The 19,179-nt window shown below is 56.1% G+C and carries 18 protein-coding genes and 1 tRNA gene; 14 read left to right on the plus strand and 5 right to left on the minus strand.

The window, feature by feature from the left end; translation table 11 throughout:
• Positions 1 to 30: 30 nt before the first annotated feature.
• Entirely contained in the window at positions 31 to 1,026 is a 996-nt protein-coding gene (locus ACH3PB_RS10985) for an AraC family transcriptional regulator (protein ID WP_416394791.1), read from the minus strand.
• 113 nt (positions 1,027 to 1,139) lie between these two features.
• On the opposite strand from ACH3PB_RS10985, the gene ACH3PB_RS10990 reads away from it, so the two are divergent.
• Entirely contained in the window at positions 1,140 to 2,993 is a 1,854-nt protein-coding gene (locus ACH3PB_RS10990) for an N-acyl-D-amino-acid deacylase family protein (RefSeq protein ID WP_416394793.1), read from the plus strand.
• A gap of 197 nt (positions 2,994 to 3,190) precedes the next feature.
• On the plus strand, positions 3,191 to 4,309 hold the full coding sequence (locus ACH3PB_RS10995) for a hydrolase (protein ID WP_416394795.1): 1,119 nt from the start codon (positions 3,191 to 3,193) through the stop codon (positions 4,307 to 4,309).
• 75 nt (positions 4,310 to 4,384) lie between these two features.
• Here the strand turns inward: ACH3PB_RS10995 and ACH3PB_RS11000 are convergent.
• Positions 4,385 to 4,475 (minus strand) — tRNA-Ser (locus tag ACH3PB_RS11000).
• Positions 4,476 to 4,749: 274 nt separating this feature from the next.
• On the opposite strand from ACH3PB_RS11000, the gene ACH3PB_RS11005 reads away from it, so the two are divergent.
• The 7 genes from ACH3PB_RS11005 to ACH3PB_RS11035 all read left to right on the plus strand — a co-directional run bounded on the left by ACH3PB_RS11005 (position 4,750) and on the right by ACH3PB_RS11035 (position 9,783).
• Positions 4,750 to 5,445, plus strand: a complete 696-nt coding sequence (locus ACH3PB_RS11005) for a Bax inhibitor-1/YccA family protein (protein ID WP_416394797.1) — start codon at positions 4,750 to 4,752, stop codon at positions 5,443 to 5,445.
• Positions 5,446 to 5,621: 176 nt separating this feature from the next.
• Positions 5,622 to 6,023, plus strand: coding sequence for a sulfurtransferase complex subunit TusD (tusD, locus tag ACH3PB_RS11010; RefSeq protein WP_416394799.1), 402 nt, complete (start codon positions 5,622 to 5,624; stop codon positions 6,021 to 6,023).
• 9 nt (positions 6,024 to 6,032) lie between these two features.
• Positions 6,033 to 6,395, plus strand: a complete 363-nt coding sequence (gene tusC / locus ACH3PB_RS11015) for a sulfurtransferase complex subunit TusC (RefSeq protein ID WP_416394801.1) — start codon at positions 6,033 to 6,035, stop codon at positions 6,393 to 6,395.
• Positions 6,396 to 6,405: 10 nt separating this feature from the next.
• Positions 6,406 to 6,786 (plus strand): DsrH/TusB family sulfur relay protein, encoded by a 381-nt coding sequence (locus ACH3PB_RS11020; RefSeq protein ID WP_416394802.1) that lies wholly within the window; start codon positions 6,406 to 6,408, stop codon positions 6,784 to 6,786.
• A 15-nt stretch (positions 6,787 to 6,801) separates the two neighbouring features.
• Positions 6,802 to 7,131 (plus strand): TusE/DsrC/DsvC family sulfur relay protein, encoded by a 330-nt coding sequence (locus tag ACH3PB_RS11025; protein WP_416394803.1) that lies wholly within the window; start codon positions 6,802 to 6,804, stop codon positions 7,129 to 7,131.
• 141 nt (positions 7,132 to 7,272) lie between these two features.
• Complete coding sequence (locus ACH3PB_RS11030) at positions 7,273 to 8,625, plus strand: spinster family MFS transporter (protein WP_416394805.1); 1,353 nt, start codon at positions 7,273 to 7,275, stop codon at positions 8,623 to 8,625.
• Between the two features lie 69 nt (positions 8,626 to 8,694).
• Positions 8,695 to 9,783 (plus strand): glycosyl transferase family protein, encoded by a 1,089-nt coding sequence (locus tag ACH3PB_RS11035; RefSeq protein ID WP_416394807.1) that lies wholly within the window; start codon positions 8,695 to 8,697, stop codon positions 9,781 to 9,783.
• A 26-nt stretch (positions 9,784 to 9,809) separates the two neighbouring features.
• Here the strand turns inward: ACH3PB_RS11035 and nfuA are convergent, their stop codons facing one another.
• Entirely contained in the window at positions 9,810 to 10,391 is a 582-nt protein-coding gene (gene nfuA / locus ACH3PB_RS11040; RefSeq protein ID WP_416394809.1) for a Fe-S biogenesis protein NfuA, read from the minus strand.
• Between the two features lie 305 nt (positions 10,392 to 10,696).
• Between nfuA and metH the strand changes: the two genes are divergently transcribed.
• Together metH and ACH3PB_RS11050 are read left to right on the plus strand one after the other, a co-directional pair.
• Positions 10,697 to 14,344 (plus strand): methionine synthase, encoded by a 3,648-nt coding sequence (gene metH / locus ACH3PB_RS11045; protein WP_416399447.1) that lies wholly within the window; start codon positions 10,697 to 10,699, stop codon positions 14,342 to 14,344.
• A gap of 10 nt (positions 14,345 to 14,354) precedes the next feature.
• Positions 14,355 to 14,627, plus strand: a complete 273-nt coding sequence (locus tag ACH3PB_RS11050) for a DUF2970 domain-containing protein (protein ID WP_416394811.1) — start codon at positions 14,355 to 14,357, stop codon at positions 14,625 to 14,627.
• Between the two features lie 53 nt (positions 14,628 to 14,680).
• On the opposite strand, the gene ACH3PB_RS11055 is transcribed toward ACH3PB_RS11050, so the two are convergent.
• Positions 14,681 to 14,953, minus strand: coding sequence for a hypothetical protein (locus ACH3PB_RS11055; protein WP_416394812.1), 273 nt, complete (start codon positions 14,951 to 14,953; stop codon positions 14,681 to 14,683).
• A gap of 177 nt (positions 14,954 to 15,130) precedes the next feature.
• Here ACH3PB_RS11055 and ACH3PB_RS11060 point away from each other — a divergent pair, with 177 nt between their 5' ends.
• Complete coding sequence (locus ACH3PB_RS11060) at positions 15,131 to 16,804, plus strand: nitrite/sulfite reductase (RefSeq protein WP_416394814.1); 1,674 nt, start codon at positions 15,131 to 15,133, stop codon at positions 16,802 to 16,804.
• Positions 16,788 to 17,372 (plus strand): DUF934 domain-containing protein, encoded by a 585-nt coding sequence (locus tag ACH3PB_RS11065; RefSeq protein WP_416394816.1) that lies wholly within the window; start codon positions 16,788 to 16,790, stop codon positions 17,370 to 17,372. The genes ACH3PB_RS11060 and ACH3PB_RS11065 overlap by 17 nt, the downstream gene beginning before the upstream one ends.
• Positions 17,373 to 17,440: 68 nt before the next feature.
• Here the strand turns inward: ACH3PB_RS11065 and sohB are convergent, their stop codons facing one another.
• On the minus strand, positions 17,441 to 18,613 hold the full coding sequence (gene sohB / locus ACH3PB_RS11070) for a protease SohB (protein ID WP_416394817.1): 1,173 nt from the start codon (positions 18,611 to 18,613) through the stop codon (positions 17,441 to 17,443).
• 212 nt (positions 18,614 to 18,825) lie between these two features.
• On the opposite strand from sohB, the gene ACH3PB_RS11075 reads away from it, so the two are divergent.
• Positions 18,826 to 19,140, plus strand: a complete 315-nt coding sequence (locus ACH3PB_RS11075; RefSeq protein WP_416394818.1) for an SCP2 sterol-binding domain-containing protein — start codon at positions 18,826 to 18,828, stop codon at positions 19,138 to 19,140.
• The last annotated feature ends 39 nt before the right edge of the window (positions 19,141 to 19,179 follow it).

Raw genomic sequence — 19,179 nt, forward strand, 5'->3', positions numbered from 1 at the left:
TCTGTAACTGAGTGAAATGCGATGTTCAGCCTAAGCGTTGCGGTAAGCAAGCGGTGATTCGCCGGTAAGGGTCTTGAAGCGTCTTGAAAAAGCCGCTGCTTCGCCGTAACCCAATAGATCCGCAATCGCGGCCACTGGTAGCGAAGTTTCCCGCAAGTAACGTCGCGCCAGCTCGAGTCTGGCGCTGTCCAATAAAGAACGGAAGCTTAGCTTCTTCTGGGCCAGACGCCGTTGCAGCGTTCTCACCGGCACGTGCATGAGCTCTGCGAACTGCTGAATCGAGACATCGCCGAGCGGGATGCACTGTCGCAGTGCAATTTCCAGACGCCCAACCAGGTCTGGTGCCCGCTGCAGGGCCTGCTGCCTCAACAGCGACTCCCGGAATGACATGAGCAGTGAAGCATCCGGGCTCACACGCCGGCTCAGCAGCTGCGTGGGAAACACAACCGCATTGTTATCCTGGTTGAACAAGACCGGACAGCCAAACCCGCTACGATACCGCCCGGCATCCTCCGGCCGGACCTGATGACTCAGATACACCGTGAGCCCCGTTAGCGCCCCGCCTACGAGACGGCTAACGATCGCCAGGCCTAGAGCGAGCGTGAGGTCGATGACCTGCGCTGCACGCCCTTCATGACTGACCAGGGGTGTGAACACCACGACGACCTGCTGACCGCTGATGCTGTAATCGATCTGCCCCGACTGACTGTGAACGTACAGGAAGCGGCGCAGCAACTGCAGGGCTTCACCAAGTGTGCTGCAGGCGCAAAGCAGGTTACCGACGATGCCCAGGATGGCAATGCTTTGCCTGGCAGATAATTCCAGACCGAAAGTCGGTCGCCCCGTCTCCGCTGCGGTAATTTCCAGCAGCATGCAAAACCGGTCTGCCGGAACCAGCAAATCATCATTCTGCAGCACAGTTTCAGGCAGGCCGCAGCGCGCCAGAAGAGCGGCCGTATTTGCACCTGCCTCACTGGCAAGCGCTGCATAACCATGAAGACTTGCTGAGCGAACAAAGAAATTCATTGGCGTAATTTATCAATAACTGTCGCAAATTGTCATGCGCCACTCGCAGAATCTTTTAAGCTCGAACTTGGTCTGAAGCTAAAAACTTCGCACACACAACAAGGTAGCTCAGCATGACAAAACAAGAACAGCTGCACCAACCCGAGCATTACGACCTGATCATCACTCATGGCCTGGTATTTTCCGGTGATGACGAACCGCCACAGAAGGCTTGCGTTCATATCCGCGACGGGCGGGTCAGTAAGATAAGCCCAATACAGCATGGCACTGCGAATCACGTCATCGATGCGACCGGCTCCTGGGTCACCCCTGGGTTTATCGATTCCCACACCCACTATGACGCCGAAGCACTGATTTCGCCTGGCCTGACGGAGTCCGTGCGCCATGGCATCACCACCGTCTTCATCGGTAGCTGCTCGATAAGCATGATTCTGAATGACCCAGAAGATACCGCAGACATGTTTACACGGGTTGAAGCAGTGCCCCGCGAGGCAGTCCTGCCCGTGCTGCAGAAACAGAAGTCATGGCGCAGCGTGGAGGCCTATACCCGCTTCTACGATCAGCACCCGACAGGGCCGAATATCGCCAGTTATCTCGGTCATTCGGATCTGCGAGCTGCCGTCATGGGCCTGGGTCGCGCCACCACACAAGACGAGGTCCCTACAGACGCCGAGCTCAACCAGATGAGCGATCTGCTGGAGTCTGCGCTGGACCACGGTTTGCTGGGACTTTCAACCATGACCACCAAGTGGGACAAGATCGACGGTGACCGCTACCGTAGTGCCTCCCTACCCTCAACCTATGCGCATTGGAAGGAGTTTCGTGCGCTCAACCGCGTGTTACGCGAACGTGGCCGGGTACATCAAGGCGCGCCGAACATTGTGACCAAATGGAACACCGTGCTGTTCATGTTCGAGAGCATGGGCCTGATGAGAAAGCGCCTGAAAACGACGCTCATCACCCTGATGGATAGCAAAGCCAATCCTGGTCTGGTAAGCCTGATCAGCAGCACGACGCGCCAGCTCAACCGTTTTTTCAATGCAGATTTCAGATGGCAGGCCCTGCCGAACACCTTCGAAGTGTATGCCGATGGCATGGATCTGGTGGTCTTCGAGGAGTTTGGCAGCGGAGAAGCGGCCTTGCATCTGAAAACGGAAATCGAGCGCAACGAGCTGCTTGCTGACCTCAACTACAGACGCCAGTTCCGCAAGGATTACGAAAAGAAATGGGGCGGGCGTGTCTGGCATCGCGACTTCGGGGATGCGCTGATTTCGGCCTGCCCCGACGAGACCCTCGTCGGCCGCAGCTTTGGCTCAATTGCGCTGCAGCGAGACCTGCACCCGGCCGACCTCTTTCTTGACCTGGTCATTCTTTACGGCTCGAAGCTACGCTGGCATACCGTCATCGCAAATCACCGACCGCACGTTGTTGAGCAGATTGTGCAGTCCCCCGACGTCATCATCAGCTTTTCAGATGCCGGCGCTCACCTTCGCAATATGGCCTTCTACAATTTCGGCCTCCGCCTGCTGCAGATCGCTGCTGTCCAGAAACCAAGGAAGCTCAGTGTACATCGCGCAGTCCACCGGCTCACGGGCGAACTCGCCGACTGGTTCAACCTCGATGTCGGGCATCTCCGCGAAGGTGCGCGAGCCGACATCGCCATCGTCGATCCCCAAAAGCTGCATCAGCCCCTCGACGGTTATGCAGAAGCACAGTTCGATGGCATCGATTCGCTGCAACGCATGGTCAACCGACCGGACGATTGCGTGACTCATACCATTATCAACGGCAATATCGCCTATGAGGCCGGTCGCTTCGCTGGTGACTTCGGCAAGGCGCGAAACTATGGCTGCTTCCTTCGCGCTGGTGAAGTGGCGCCTGCGGGCTACTCCGCTACGGTCCCGACAAACGATGAGAATAACCTGGCAGTGCCTCGCGTCAGAGCCACCGAGAAGGCAGCCTTATGAGCGCCACCAGATCAGCTCATGCTGGAAACCCCTATCGACGACAGGTACCAGCCCCGGATATAGATATAGTTGAAAGCTGTGAGTATCGACTTGCTGCAGAATGAATTGAAGCGGAGTTCGAGCATCGATCACGCAGCCGACAGAAATATTGCCGAAATATCGCCAAAGTATCGCCAAATTATCGAGAGGGACCTTGCGTGAACTCACAGCGCTTTCAACCGCACTCGCTTCTCACAAGTGCCCATCTGCAGACTATCTGGAGCCAGCTCACACGGAGCAAGCCGCAGGTGTGGCGGGATAGAGAGCGTATTCATACGCCCGACGGTGATTTCCTCGATATCGACTGGCATGTTCCGCAAGTGATGAGAAAGTCCGAGCTCCGGCCGATCACCGCCGTCCTCTTTCACGGCCTGACCGGCTCCAGCGATAGCCTTTATGTACTGGGTTTGCAAAAGGCGCTGGGGCGCGTCGGCATTTCAAGTGTTGCCATGAACTTCCGTGGCTGCTCAGGCACCCCTAACTGGCTGCCGCGAGGGTATCACTCTGGCGACACTGGCGATGTCGAATTGGTGATACAACATGTGAGGCGGCGCTATCCGGACCATTTTATTGCTGCAGTTGGTTACTCAATGGGTGGAAACGCCCTATGCAAATGGTTTGGTGAGCAGAAGGATAATGCTTGCGCTGATGCCGGCGTCATTGTGTCTGCACCTTTCGATCTCGTGGCCTGCGCCAATCATATGGATGAAGGCATCAGCCGAATATATCGTAACCAGCTCCTAGGAGAGTGCCTGGAATATATTGCCGCGAAAAAGCGCATGTTCCATTTCCTCAGCCAGCGCAATGGCCATCAGGAGCCCTGGCGTTCACGCTACGAGCAGTTGGAGGCGCTGGGCGATGAGGCAACGATTGCAGGCATCAAGAGCTTCTGGGATTTTGACCGCATCGTCACAGCACCCCTGCACGGATTCAGTTCAGCCCAGGATTATTACGAGAAGAGCTCGGCGAAGTACTTTCTTCCAAAAGTTACCCGGCCATTGTGGGTCATCCACTCTCGAGACGATCCCTTCATGCCCGAGTCATCCGCCCCGAGCGCCGAGGGCTGTCCTGCAAATGTGAGACTCGACGTCAGCACCGGTGGCGGACACCTCGGCTTTATTTCAGAGCAATTGACCGCAGGCCTGCAGGGACACATTCCCGCGCTACGCAGATCTTCATTCTGGCTTGAGGAAGTGATTCCGCAATGGATTGAGCAACAGGCGACAGAGCAGCCACATTCGAGTGAAACATCGCCGGGCGCTGCAGCAGCACCATAAAGCAGTAGACTGGTCCGAGATGGACAGCAGACAGATTCGTCTGGGAATTTCGAATATGAGAGGAAGGCAATAAGGTGGCGGAGGGACAGGGATTCGAACCCTGGATAGGCTATAAACCTATGCCGGTTTTCAAGACCGGTGCATTCAACCGCTCTGCCATCCCTCCGTCGGGACTTCACCAGTATGAGCGGGGTGAAGAAGCGCGTAATAATACGTTATCTTCAGACGGTGTCAACCTGATTGCGCCAGTTCTTATCACAGGCAAAGCCTGGCAATCGCGCAAGCAGTCGTAATCGTCAAATTACACCTATTTAAGCCCTATCGTGAACGCTGGCATTGAAATTGCCCGCGGGGTCTATATTATAAAGGAAGTTCAAGTTGAACCATTGTCGGCGCTGGGCGCCGGTAATGCAGCATTAAACATGTCTTTGGAGGACTGTATGCAGGACAGACGTTATCAACAGGGTTACAACCTGGCGGCCGCCGGCGCAGGCACATCGCCTGTCGTCGATAGCGACACCGCCAATACGGTTCTCAAGAACACGTACTGGCTTCTGGGCATGACCCTGGCCTTTTCGGCGTTCACAGCGTTTCTTTCAAGCGGTATGGCTTTCAACCCGATCGTTCACTTCGGTGCATTGATTGGCGCGCTGGTCATCAGCTTCGTGATAAACAAGGTTGCCAATAGTGTTTGGGGCCTGGTGCTCGCTTTTGCGTTCACTGGTCTGCTCGGTCTTACGATCGGCCCGATTGTCGGCAATATCATTGCCGCAGGTCAGGGTCAGGTTGTCACGACCGCACTCGGTCTGACTGCCTTCGCATTCTTCGGCCTCAGCGGCACCGCGCTGGTCACCAAGAAGGACTTCAGCTTCCTGAGCAGCTTCGTGACCATCGGCTTCTTCGTGATTCTGGGCGCGTTCATCCTGAACCTGTTCCTGCAGATTCCGGCTGTAGCCCTTGCGATCTCTGTTGCCATCATCCTGATGTCATCAGCTGCGATCCTGTGGCAGACAAGCGCGATCGTACGTGGTGGTGAGACGAACTACATCCTGGCCGCGGTCAGCCTGTATGCTTCGATCTACAACATCTTCATGAGCCTGCTGCATATCCTGCTGGCTTTTGGCGGCGACGACTGATCGGTAGTAGTTCAAGCAAAGCCCGGCAATGCCGGGCTTTTTTTATACCTTGGATTTGATGCCCGTGATTTTGATGATTTGAATATGAGATCCACCGCTCATCCGGAGGCTTTATGCTACAGTACAAGGATGAGTCGGCGCGCAAACTCGAAGCCGAATGCAAGGGGATCTGAACCGTGTCATCTCTCACCTATAGTCTGTTGGTGATGTCTGCACCGCTTGGTCATCAGGCGCCTTACACTGCCGAGCAATTCTGTCGTGCAGCCATCGCGCGTGGTCACCGTATCTTCAGGGTCTTTTTCTACCATGATGGCGTCTACAACGCCCTCTCCACCGCGGTTCCACCGCAGGACGCAGCGCAACTTCCTGCAGGGTGGCGCGAACTTCGGGATCAGCATGATGTTGCCTTGACGGTCTGTATTGCGAGCGCGCTCAAGAAGGGTGTTGTGGACGCCGGAGAGGCCAAGCGCTATGAGCTCGATGCCGTTACGCTCGACAGCCATTTTGAAATTGCCGGCCTAGGTGACTGGATTGAAGCTACTCAGGTCTCGGATCGCATCCTGACATTTGCCCGCTAAGGAGTCTGTATGCAACATAGCCGCCATCTTGCCTTTGTTTTCCTCAAACCGCCTTATGGTCGTAGCCTGGCGGCCGATGGCCTCGATATGCTGCTGGCCACTGCAGCATTCGACCAGAAAATCACGGCGATATTTCTAGGTTCCGGATTATTCAACCTGTTGCCTGGGCAGAGTCATGACATCAATATGAAGAACCAGACCAAGGCATTCGCCTCCCTGCCCCTGTTCGACGTCGCCAACGTGCTGGTGGACGAACGGGAAATTCAACGATACGGGCTGAATGTTGAGCAGTTCCTCTTGCCGGTCACGGCGGTTTCTCTCGCCAGCGTTCGTGAGCACCTGCACGCTGCCGATCACGTCCACAGTTTCTAGGCCGCCACTCATGCTGCATATATTTACTCTGGGACTCGACGCAGGCAGTCAGCTCGAACACTGTCTTGCCCTCATGGGCTCCAAGGACGCGCTGTTATTGATTGAAGATGGCGTTTACTGGTCTCATCCCAGCGAAGCCAGTGGCCGTCTCTGGGCTGCGCTGGGACTTGGCAATGATCTCGATGCTCAGCGTTACCAGGAAGCTGATGAGCCGGCGCCAACTGCCACGACCGATCAGTATCAGGTGATGGTGCTTACAGCCGATTGCGTTGCTCGCGGCATTGTTGCTGACAAGCTGCCCGAAGATGCTGCGAGATGCTTTCAGCACATCGACTTCGACAGGTTCGTGGCCCTGACAGAGCATCACATCCAGTCGATGACCTGGTACTAGCGTGACGTGACAGGTATGGCCAGAACTGAGTTTCCGACCGATAAGGAGGGTTTTTTACGCGATACGAGGGATTGGTCGGAGTCTGTTGCACACGAACTCGCCCGAGCCGGGGGCATCGAACTGGACCCCCCTCGACTCAAGCTCCTACTCGCTGCTCGCGATTATTATGATCAGTACGGGCAGGCCCCACTGGCCCGCAGCTTTGTCAGGCACTGTCAGCAACAGGACCCTGCTGTCAGCAGCATGACACTCATGCAGTATTTCCCGCCTTCCAGCCAGGCTGGCAGCTCAATCAAGCAGATCTGCCGGATCGCCGGCCTGCCGAAACCGCCAGGCTGCCTCTGACACAGACTCACAGGCCAGGTGCGTCGGTGAAAAGTGTCGACGATCCGACAATCCAGTGGTCGAATATTTGCCAGCCTCTGTGAAATAGGCCACTCTCAAACATTCATTGCACAATAACAACAATGCCAACCGGAGCATCTCTTGAGTATCAAGCCTTCCGTTACAACCCCTGCAAGCGCGGCCCATGTGGGCAAACAGGCCGATAACGCCTGGAGCGTTCTGTTTCTGCTTTTTCTCGTCAATCTGCTGAACTTTTTCGACCGGACCATACCCGCCGTCGTGCTCGAACCCATGCGCCTCGAGTTCGAGCTCAATGACCTGCAGCTGGGTATTGTTGGCGCGGCGTTTACGGTGGTCTATGCCATCGCTGGCATCCCATTGGGCAGGATGTCCGACACCGGCTCCCGAAAGAAGGTACTGGCGCTTGGCCTCTCTATCTGGAGCGGACTCACCGCAGCCACAGGGATGGCTACAAGCTATATGACACTGCTTCTGGCCCGCATGGGCGTTGGCGTGGGCGAGGCGAGCTGCGCGCCGGCCGCTACGTCACTCATTGGCGATCTGTTTCCCGCCAACAAGCGTTCGAGGGCCATGGGCGTATTCATGCTGGGTCTCCCACTCGGTCTCGTGCTGGCCTTCTTCACCGTCGGCGCCATGGTCAAGGCTTTCGACAGCTGGAGGGCGCCATTCTTCATTGCAGCCATTCCCGGCCTGTTGCTGGCTGCTGTCATACTGTTCATGCGTGAGCCCGCACGTGGCGCTGCCGAAGATACGGCGCTTGGCCAGAATGTGCTCGATAGACCGCTGCGCCGCGTGCTGAGTATTCCCACCATGTGGTGGATCATTCTGTCCGGCGTCGCTGTCAATTTCGCCGCCTACGCTGGCAATGGCTATCTGGTCGCCCTACTGCAGCGCTACTACGATCTGCCAATTGACCAGGCAGCGATGCTCACAGGCCTGATCGTGGGTGTCACAGGCCTTATCGGTCTCACCATCGGCGGCCAGTTGTCGGACCGAATTCATATGCGCAGCCAGACCGGGCGCCTGAACTACGGGGCGCTCTGCATGGTCATCGCGGCCGTCGCGACCGGCTTTGCACTCGATGGCGACAACGGCGTGATGGCCTTCTCGATACTGTTTGGCATCGGCTGGCTCACCTACTACAGCTACTACACCACCGTATATCCGGCGCTGCAGGACGTTGTCGAGCCTCGGCTGCGTGCTACAGCGATGGCGCTGTATTTTGCAGGGATGTACCTGCTTGGTGGCGCCTTTGGTCTGGTGGTAGTGGGCGGCTTGTCAGATTATCTGGCGAACGAGGCCATGGTTGCCGCAGGCGCGCTCGAGATGACTGAAGCCTTCCGGGCAATCGGTCTTCACGACGCGATGTATCTCGTACCGGTCACCCTGGGTATCACGGCCGTATTCGTTTTCCTCGCCGGGCGATCGTTCCGCAAGGACCATCTCCGCATGTTGGATCAGATGGCGCACTGACGCTGTTACTTCCAAGGCCACTTCGCAGCCAGTACACTGGTCGTTCGACAAATTCTGCGGAGCCCGGCCTTGGATTCAACTGATTCGAATTCAGCAGTCACCAAAACCAATTTCCTCGAACGCAACGAGCATAGCTTTGCCCAGTACATTCGTATTCTCGGCAAGGGCAAGCGGGGCACACGATCATTTACCCGGGAAGAAGCCAGGGCAGCGATGGGCCAGATTCTCGATGGACAGGTACTGGACCTGCAGCTGGGCGCCTTTCTTATGCTGCTACGGGTGAAGGAAGAGACTCCGGATGAAATCGCCGGCTTCGTGGAGGCGGCACAGCTGGAGCTGGATGCGCGCACTCATGGCAAGTTCAGCGACATTCCGGTCGATCTCGACTGGAGTTCGTATGCCGGCAAACGCAGACACGTACCCTGGTTCCTGCTGTCGATCAAGGCGCTGGCGTCGGCTGGCTATCGCGTTTTCGTTCATGGGGCCGCTGGCCATACACATGGTCGCCTCTACACCCAGGACCTTGCTGCTTCACTGCATATACCGCTTGCGGCTAGCCCAGGTGAAGCTGCAACAGCACTCGACAAATACAACTGCGTGTTCATGCCGCTGAAAATGATCTGGCCAAGGCTCGAAGACATCATTCAGATGCGCTCTATCCTCGGCCTTCGCTCGCCTATCCATTCCATGGCAAGACTATTGAATCCCTGCCGCGCATCTGCGGTGATTCAGGGGGTGTTTCACCCACCTTATCTGGCTATTCATCAGCACGCAGGGCTTGCCCTCGGCTACCGGAGCGCATTGGTCATCAAGGGTGAAGGCGGCGAAATCGAGCGTAATCCTGATGCGAAAACGCTGGCGCACTGGACACGGCCAGAACAGGACCCCGCCCATGGCGTTGATGAGCTCCTCCCAATGTTCGAGCGGCGACATATGAAACCGGATACGCTCGACCCTTCGGCGCTCAATGCCTTATGGCGCGGAGAAAGAGATGATGAATATGGTGAGGCGGCAGTCATATCCACGATTGAACTGGGACTGCGCGCCATCAAACCTGGTACTGAGGGTCTCGCCGACGAAGCCAGGCAAATCTGGGCTGATCGCGACCGGACACTAGTGGCGCAGTACGGCGAGCATCACGGCTGCCCCTTGGTCTGAGCGGCGCGCCGACAAGGTGGGAAGCGCTACTTGTAGTAGGCGTTCGTGGTCTCACTGTGGTCAGTGACGTCCCGTACGGCACTGAGTTCGGGCAACTGCTCCTTTAGCGTCTTTTCGACACCACTTTTCAGGGTGATGTCGACGGCGGAGCAGCCCTGGCAACCGCCCCCGAACTTGAGCACAGCCACTTTATCCTCTGTAACTTCGACCAGACTGACTTCACCACCATGTGAGGCCAGACCCGGATTGATTTCAGAGTAGAGGATATAGTTGATGCGATCGATAAGCGGTGCATCAGCGCCAACTCTAGGCGCCTTGGCGTTCGGCGCCTTGATCGTCAGTTGACCACCAAAACGCTCCGTATTGAAGTCGACAACGGCATCTTCGAGATATGGCAGACTCGGCGTATCGAGGTAGAGCATGAAATGCTTGAGGGGCACCTTCTCATCGGTTTCGATGACTTCTTCCGGCTTGCAGTACGCCAGACAGGTTTCAGCCTGACGTGTGCCGGGCTGCGTGACGAATACACGAACCGCCATGCCCTCGACATCCTGCTTTTTCAGCAACTGACCCAGGTATTCTTGTGCGCTCTCGCTGATAGTTACCATGATGCAGGAATGGCCCTCGAACCGTCTTTGAATGGATTGTCAGTCTAACCGCTTCTCCACTGACATAGAAGGCAGCGGGCATTGACAAGGTATTACATGTGGGCAATTGTACCACGCTGCAAGGGTTTGAGAGCAGAAAGCACGGATTTCGTAACAGGTTCTGGTATCATGCAGCGTTCATTATTCGTCTAACGATCAGTAGCCAGTAGCCTATGACTTCAAGCACACGACCCGATACGCAGAACACCGGCCGCAAGAAAACCGCCGCCTGGATCAAACTCGACAGCATCCTTGCCGAGCGGATCATGATACTCGACGGCGCTATGGGCACGATGATACAAGGCTATGGTCTGGAAGAAGAAGACTATCGCGGTGACATTTTCAGCGATCACCCCTCTGACCTGAAGGGCAATAACGACCTGCTGTGCATGACGCGCCCTGCTCTCATCGAGGAGATCCACAAGGCCTATCTGGATGCCGGCGCAGACATCATCGAGACCAACAGCTTCAACGCCACCCGCGTCTCGCAGGGTGAATATGGCCTCGAACACATAGTATATGAGCTGAACCTAGCTGCCGCCAAGGTCGCCAGAGCAGCGGCTGATGCCAAGACCGCTGAAACACCCGACAGGCCGCGCTTCGTCGCCGGCGTGCTGGGCCCGACTTCCAGAACCGCCTCGCTCTCGCCAGATGTAAACGACCCCGGCTTCAGGAACATCACCTTCCAGGGTCTGGTAGACAATTACTACGAATCGATGAAGGGCCTGCTCGATGGCGGCGCCGATATCATCATGATCGAGACAATCTTCGATACGCTGAACGCCAAAGCCTGCATATTCGCGGTCCAGCAGTTCTTTATCGATAACGACATCGAACTGCCGGTGATGATTTCCGGCACGATCACCGATGCGTCTGGCCGTACACTTTCCGGCCAAACGACCGAAGCGTTCTGGATCTCCATGTCTCACGCCAGACCGCTGAGTATCGGCCTGAACTGTGCGCTTGGTGCCGACGCACTGCGGCCCTACGTCGAGGAGCTGTCCAACAAGGCGGACTGTTTTGTCAGCGCCCACCCCAACGCCGGCTTGCCCAACGAATTCGGCGAATACGACCAGACACCAGAGCAGATGGCGGAAATTGTCGAGGGTTTCGCGCGCGACGGCTTCGTCAACATCATCGGCGGCTGCTGTGGCTCAATGCCTGAGCATATTGCTGCGATAGCCAAGGCCGTCGCCAAGCACAAGCCGCGTCAGGTTCCAGAACTGGAACCGAGACTCAGGCTATCCGGTCTGGAAGCCTTCGTACTGACCGACAACATTCGCTTCGTCAACGTCGGCGAACGCACTAACGTCACTGGCTCCCGTCGTTTCCTGCGACTCATCAAGGAGGAGCAATATGAAGAGGCGCTTGATGTTGCACTCGACCAGGTGGTCAATGGCGCGCAGATCATTGACATCAACATGGACGAGGGCATGCTCGATGCCGTCGAGGTCTTGCCGAAGTTCCTGAATCTGCTGGCTGCCGAACCCGATATCTCTCGCGTGCCCATCATGGTCGACTCCTCCAAGTGGGAAGTCATCGAGGCTGGGTTGCGCTGCATCCAGGGCAAGGCCGTGGTCAACTCCATCAGCCTGAAAGAGGGTGAAGCGGAGTTCATCCACAAGGCGAGGCTTTGCATGCGTTATGGTGCCGCCGTTGTGGTCATGGCCTTCGACGAAGACGGCCAGGCCGATACCTTCAAGCGCAAGACCGAAATCTGCAAGCGCAGCTATGACGTGCTGACCAGCATCGGCTTTCCGCCGCAGGACATCATTTTCGATCCGAACATCTTTGCAATCGCTACTGGTATCGACGAGCACAATAACTATGCCGTTGACTTCATCGAAGCCTGCAAGTGGATCACTGACAACCTGCCCTACGCCAACATTTCGGGCGGCGTGAGTAACGTCTCGTTCTCGTTCCGCGGTAATGATCGCGTGCGTGAGGCCATTCACTCAGTGTTCCTGTATCACGCCATCAACAACGGCATGAATATGGGCATCGTGAATCCGGCACAGCTAGAGGTGTACGACGACATCCCTGCGGACCTCAAGGATCTGGTGGAAGACGTCGTGCTCAACAAGCACGAGGGCGGCACCGAGGCCCTGCTCGAGAAGGCCGAGAGCTATAAAGGTACTGGCGAAGTCGCCGAGGCCGAAAAGCTCGAGTGGCGTGACTGGCCTGTGACCAAGCGGCTTGAACATGCGCTGGTTAAAGGTATCAACGCTTTTATCATCGAAGACACCGAAGCTGCAAGACAGGAGGCCAAGCGGCCGATCGACGTCATCGAAGGCCCCCTGATGGCCGGCATGAACGTGGTTGGCGATCTCTTCGGCTCAGGCAAGATGTTCCTGCCGCAGGTCGTCAAGAGCGCCCGGGTCATGAAGCAGTCGGTCGCCTATCTCATTCCTTATATCGAGGCGGAGAAGACCGGCAAGAGCAAGGCCAAGGGCAAGATCCTGATGGCTACGGTAAAAGGCGACGTACACGATATCGGCAAGAACATCGTTGGCGTGGTGCTGCAGTGCAATAACTACGAGGTCATCGACCTTGGCGTCATGGTCTCGGCCGAAAAGATCCTGGACACGGCTCGCAAGGAAAAAGTCGATATCATCGGTCTTTCGGGACTTATCACGCCGTCTCTCGATGAAATGGTGCATGTGGCCAAGGAGATGCAGCGCCTGGACTTCCAGATTCCGCTCATGATTGGCGGTGCTACGACTTCAAAAGCGCATACCGCGGTCAAGATCGAGCCACGTTATAGCAATGATGCCGTTGTGTACGTTACTGATGCCTCGCGCTCCGTCAGCGTAGCCACCAAACTGATCAGTGAAACGCAGAAAGACGAATACGTAGCCAGCATCAAGAGCGAGTATGAAGAGGTACGGGTCCGCCGCAGCCAGCGCGAACCGGCGCAGGTCAGCGTGCCTTATCAGGAAGCGGTGAAACGCGGCTTGCAGCTGGATTTCTCAGGCTACGAGCCCCCCAAACCAAACTTTACCGGCCTCAAGGTGTTCGAAGATTACCCGCTGGAAGAACTGGTCGAGTATATCGACTGGACGCCCTTCTTCATCTCCTGGGAACTGGTCGGGAAGTACCCGAAAATTCTCGAGGACAAGGTGGTTGGTGAAGCAGCGACTCAGCTGTTTGCTGATGCTCAGGCCATGCTGCGACGCCTCATCGACGAGAAGCTTCTGAGAGCCAGGGCGGTCATCGGTTTCTGGCCTGCCAGCCGCACCAGCGCGGACTCGGTTACTATTGAAACTGATGAGCACGGCGAGGTGACCCTGGAGCATCTTCGCCAGCAGACCGAAAGGAATCGCTCCGGCAAGACATCTTCGCAGTCGCAGTGCATTAGCCTTGCAGACTATGTCGCGCCCGCCGATTCAGGCGTCAAGGATTACATGGGCGGCTTCGCAGTCACCGCCGGAATCGGTGCTGAAGAACTGGCAAAGCAGTACGAAGCCAAAAACGATGATTACAACAGCATCATGGTGAAGGCACTGGCAGACAGGCTCGCGGAGGCGCTGGCCGAGCGCATGCACGAGCGGGTGCGCAAGGAGTTCTGGGCCTATGCGGAAGATGAGACCTTGGACAATACAGCGTTAATCAAGGAACGGTATCGGGGTATCAGACCTGCTCCAGGCTATCCGGCCTGTCCAGACCACACTGAAAAGGAAAAACTGTTCCGAGTACTCGATGTGGAGCAGAAGATCGGCTTGCGGCTGACAGAAAGCTTTGCGATGTATCCGGCGGCGGCTGTCAGCGGCTGGTACTTCTCGCACCCTGATTCGAAGTATTTCAACGTGGGCAAGCTGCAGAAGGACCAGGTGACTGCCTATGCCGAGCGCAAGGGCATGTCGGTGCAGGAAATCGAGCGATGGATGGGATCCAGCCTTGGCTATGACACCTGAGGTAGATGATATGAAGCCGGAGGAAAAGCGGGCGCTGTCAGCAGAGCACGCTTCGTCCGAGAACGAGGTGGAGGCGCAAATCGAAAAACAGAAAGGGCTTTCTACCCTCAGCCTGATAGGCACGATCCTGGCCGCAGCCTTCGGTGTGCAGAGCAGCAGAGCCAGGGAGCGTGACTTCAGTCAGCGCTCACCCTGGCCGTTCATCATCGGAGGCATTCTATTCGGCATCATGTTCGTGCTGACGCTGGTCTTCCTGGTGAGCATGATCCTGCCCGACAGATGACGCACTGAGCGCAAAGGTCTCCACAGGGCCGGTTACTGCCAGCCAGTGTGTCGCTAGCGGGTAGAAACCCAAAGCAGCATGCCACCTGCAATGCACATGACGAGCATGAAGGCCGCAATAGCGTCAGCACGACTGTCGCTGGTATCTGTCCCGTCGTACTTACTCACCACATCGAAATCTTCGGTGTGCACACCCGCCTGTTCGAGCTCATCGACCTCGTGCGAGGACGAAGAGGCCTTCGTTGAGTGCTTCTGCTGCTTGCGAGCGGCATCGTTGGCAAAGGCTTCTTTCGCCGGACCATAGTGACGAGGATGTGTCGGTTCCACAATATCTCCCTGATTGATAAAAGTTTGTTCTTGTAAATTCACGGAAATCGGTTCAGCCGAGGCCAGTAGTCCCGCTCAATTGACCCACACGTCCAGCTTCTTATGTTGCCGAAGATGGAGCCAATCAGGTTTAAAACAGGTATACTATGACACGATTTTTTTTCTGGCACGAGACTTATGTATCAATACGATAAGCATGATCAGGTGATCATCGAAGAGCGGGTGAAACAGTTCCGCGACCAGACCCGGCGCTATCTGAACGGTCAACTGAGCGAAGAAGAGTTCCTGCCTCTGCGCCTGCAGAACGGCCTGTATGTTCAGCGACTGGCACCAATGCTCCGTATTGCGGTGCCGTATGGCATGCTCAGCAGTGCGCAGCTTCGGCGTCTGGCTCATATCACGCGCACCTATGACAAGGGCTTCGCGCACTTTACGACGCGTCAGAATCTGCAACTGAATTGGCCCACGGTCAAGGACTCGCCGGATATTCTGGCTGAGCTGGCTGAAGTACAGATGCACGCGGTCCAGACCAGCGGTAACTGTATCCGTAATACCACGACTGATCAGTATGCTGGCGTTACGCCTGACGAAATCGTCGATCCGCGCCCCTATTGCGAGATCATTCGTCAGTGGTCGACCTTCCATCCCGAATTCGCCTTCCTGCCGCGCAAATTCAAAATTGCAGTGAATGCCTGTCCGGAAGTCGATCGTGCGGCGACACAGGTCCACGACATTGGCGTTCATATCGTACGCAACGACGCCGGCGAAATAGGTTATAGAATCCTCGTCGGCGGCGGTCTTGGCCGGACTCCGATGATCGGCTCGGTCATCAGGGAATTCCTGCCCGAGTTGGACCTGCTGACCTACCTCGATGCCATTTTGCGCGTCTACAACCGGTATGGTCGCAGGGACAACAAGTACAAGGCGCGCATCAAGATTCTCGTCAAGGCCCTGAGCCCTGAGACTTTTGCCGAAAAAGTGGAGGCCGAATGGGCTCACTTCAAGGATGGCGAAGGGCGGATCACGCCAGAAGAACTCGCTCGCGTGCAAAGCTATTTCGTCGACCCAGACTATGAGGATTTCGAGGCGGGCGCTGCCGATCTGGAAAAGTCCCTCGAGCAACAGTGTGCCGAGAACAGCTACTTCTCGAACTGGGTCAAGCGAAATACTGCCGTCCACAAGCGGAGCGGCTACCGCATCGTCACGATGTCGCTGAAGAAGATTGGCATACCGCCGGGCAACGTCAGCGACCGACAGCTTGATGCATTGGCAGATCTGGCTGACGAATACAGCTTTGGCGAAGCCCGAGTGACTCACGAGCAGAACGTCGTACTGGCAGACGTCAAGGTCAATGAGTTGTTTACCCTGTGGCAGAAAATCAAACCACTGGGTTTTGCGACGCCGACCCTCGGCACGCTGGCCGACATTATCTGCTGCCCCGGCGGTGACTATTGCGCGCTTGCCAACGCCAAGTCCATACCCGTTGCCGAAGCCATTCAGATGGAATTCGAGGATCTCGACTTCCTTTACGATCTTGGGGATCTCGACATCAACATTTCTGGTTGCATGAACGCCTGTGGTCATCACCACGTCGGGCATATCGGCATACTGGGCGTCGACAAGAAAGGTGAAGAGTGGTACCAGGTATCCATTGGTGGACAGGCTGGTAAAGTCACCGCCCTGGCCAAGATTCTAGGGCCATCTTTCGCGCGAGCGGACATACCGCAGGTCGTGCGCAAGCTGGTAGATGTGTATGTGGAACAGAGACAGCCCGAAGAGCTGTTCGTGGACACCTACAACCGCGTCGGGATAGACCCTTTCAAGGAGCGAATCTATGCCAAATCTCATTAAGGTGCCTGTTCGCGGTGCCGATTCCGAAGCCAGGGTAATCGATCACCAATGGGCTCGACTCGACAAGGCCGCATCAGCAGAGCTTCTGACTACGCAGATCAGCGATGCATTGAAAACCGCTTATGGTGTGCTCGTGCACTGGGAAGATGCGCTAACGGCAGGGCTCGATCGCGACCAGCTACAGCATGATCTGGGCCTGACTGCCGACAACTTCGGCATCTGGTTCGATAGTGATGACGAAGTGGAGCGACTGGGCGAGCGTTGTCAGCAGTTTCCGCTGATAGCCCTGCATTTCCCCAAGTTTGTTGATGGCAGAAGCTATTCCAGCGCCTACCTGCTGCGTCAACGCTTCGGCTTTACAGGCGAGCTTCGCGCGGTAGGTGACGTTCTGGTAGACCAACTCTTCTATATGCGGCGCTGCGGCTTCGATGCCTTCGAGCTTCGGGCCGACAAGCTGGTTGAAGACGCGCTCAATGCGCTCAATGCCTTCTCTGTTAAATATCAGGGCAGCATTGACCGTGCTGAACCACTGTTCCGCGTAGCAGACCGACCAGCTGCCAATATTTAATGGCCTCTCGCCCGAGACCTGCTCACAAGCAGGTCTCGGGCGGACAGATCAACTATAAGGCTGGGCATTTAAACCTTTGGCTGATGCATCAGGCTCATGAGCCTGGTCCAGCTGCGGTCGATCGCTACAGAGGCTGCAATACCAAACTTCTCGGCCAGATTCTTCGGCTCTTCATAGCTCACCTGATAGACGTCGGCATTGGCCGCTGAAGCCTGCAGGTAGTCGTCGCTTGTGAGTATTTCATCGATCAGCTTCTTATCGATGGCCCGCTGACCGTACCAGATCTCGCCCTTGCTCACTTCTTCGATATCGACTACCGGACGATTAGTAGACACAAATTCCTTGAACAGCACATGCGTCTCGTGCAGGTCGTCGAGGAACTTTGCTCTGCCCTGCTCCGTGTTTTCGCCAAGTATGGTGAGCGTCCGTTTGTATTGGCCGGCGGTCAACACCTCCACATCGATGTCATGCTTCTTCAGCAAGCGATGCACATTGGGCACCTGGGCCACAACGCCGATCGAACCGATGATGGCGAACGGCGCTGCCACGATCTTGTCTGCCAGACAAGCCATGAGATAGCCTCCACTGGCGGCCACCTTGTCTACACAGACTGTAAGCGGAATATTGCGAGCCTTGATCCGGCCGAGCTGAGATGCAGCCAGACCGTAGCTATGCACCATACCCCCGGGGCTTTCGAGCCTGACGACAACTTCATCGATAGGACGCGCCAGCGTGAGCACAGCGGTAATTGCTTCGCGCAGGGAGTCGACTTCAGAAGCCTTAATATCGCCGTCGAAATCCAGCACATATACACGCTTGCGGCCATCGTCTGGCGTTGTGTTGCCGGTCGCATCGGCTGCAGCTTCGGAACCAGCCACTGCTGCCTCACCCTGAAGCGTGGCGCCTCGCTTCTCGCTCGTCGCACTCTTTACTGGCAGCGCCTTGAGTGCGGCCTTTTCGGCGAGCTTCGCCTCCTTCTTTCGCGCCTTGTAATCTCGCTTCTCGGCCTTCTGTTCCACTTTCTCACGCGACTTCAACCAGAGCTCATCGTGGATCTTGTGCTCCAGTACCCGGCGCATCCTGTCGAAGCGGTCATTAAGATTCTTTATCCGCAGGTGGCCATCCTGCTTGTCCTTCTGCCGCTGGCTGATGGCGACGATTGAACCGACGATGATGATGAAGGCGGCCACCAATGTGACCGTCTTGGCCAGAAACAGGCCGTACTGCAGTAAAAATTCCAAAGGTAACTCCTCGGTGTGACTGGGGGCTCGAGGCTGCCTGGCTCAAGACAGCGCCCCCTGAATATATCGCGTACAAGCCGGGTCAGATCAGCTCTATATTGTGGCAGGCGGCAAAAAAACAAGGCTGTTGACAGCTCAGGACATTGCCCATAAAGTCTTTTGCCAATAAGATTTCCACTGAACCAGACCATCATACGAACAGGAAATGAATTATGTCAGTGCAACAAACGTTTGAAAAACTGAAAAACAACTTCAACTCTGATGCTGCTCAGGGTCTGGACCTGGTGTTTCAGTTCGATATCGAAGATGGTGAGAATGCACACCTGATCGTTAAGGACGGTAAGTGCGACCTGGGTGAAGGCAACCATCCTGATCCGTCAGTGACCCTGATCATGGATCAGCAGACTTTCGAGAATATCGTTAGCGGTGAAACCGATGGCATGCAGGCATTCATGGCTGGTCAGCTGCGCGCTGAAGGCGACATGATGCTGGCGATGAAGCTGGGTGAACTGTTCAACATGGGCTAAACGCCCATCGGGATTCTGCTTACGGACATCAGTGAGCAG

This window comes from Allohahella sp. A8, from assembly GCF_047946665.1.
In the GTDB taxonomy this organism is placed as follows: Bacteria; Pseudomonadota; Gammaproteobacteria; order Pseudomonadales; family Oleiphilaceae; genus Allohahella.

Coding starts and splice junctions, on each gene's coding strand:
- ACH3PB_RS10990 (WP_416394793.1), top strand. CDS start 1,140: ATGACAAAACAAGAACAGCTGCACCAACCCGAGCATTACGACCTGATC.
- ACH3PB_RS11005 (WP_416394797.1), top strand. CDS start 4,750: ATGCAGGACAGACGTTATCAACAGGGTTACAACCTGGCGGCCGCCGGC.
- ACH3PB_RS11025 (WP_416394803.1), top strand. CDS start 6,802: ATGGCCAGAACTGAGTTTCCGACCGATAAGGAGGGTTTTTTACGCGAT.
- ACH3PB_RS11020 (WP_416394802.1), top strand. CDS start 6,406: ATGCTGCATATATTTACTCTGGGACTCGACGCAGGCAGTCAGCTCGAA.
- ACH3PB_RS11050 (WP_416394811.1), top strand. CDS start 14,355: ATGAAGCCGGAGGAAAAGCGGGCGCTGTCAGCAGAGCACGCTTCGTCC.
- ACH3PB_RS11075 (WP_416394818.1), top strand. CDS start 18,826: ATGTCAGTGCAACAAACGTTTGAAAAACTGAAAAACAACTTCAACTCT.
- ACH3PB_RS11060 (WP_416394814.1), top strand. CDS start 15,131: ATGTATCAATACGATAAGCATGATCAGGTGATCATCGAAGAGCGGGTG.
- ACH3PB_RS11065 (WP_416394816.1), top strand. CDS start 16,788: ATGCCAAATCTCATTAAGGTGCCTGTTCGCGGTGCCGATTCCGAAGCC.
- nfuA (WP_416394809.1), bottom strand. CDS start 10,391: ATGGTAACTATCAGCGAGAGCGCACAAGAATACCTGGGTCAGTTGCTG.
- metH (WP_416399447.1), top strand. CDS start 10,697: ATGATACTCGACGGCGCTATGGGCACGATGATACAAGGCTATGGTCTG.
- tusC (WP_416394801.1), top strand. CDS start 6,033: ATGCAACATAGCCGCCATCTTGCCTTTGTTTTCCTCAAACCGCCTTAT.
- ACH3PB_RS10985 (WP_416394791.1), bottom strand. CDS start 1,026: ATGAATTTCTTTGTTCGCTCAGCAAGTCTTCATGGTTATGCAGCGCTT.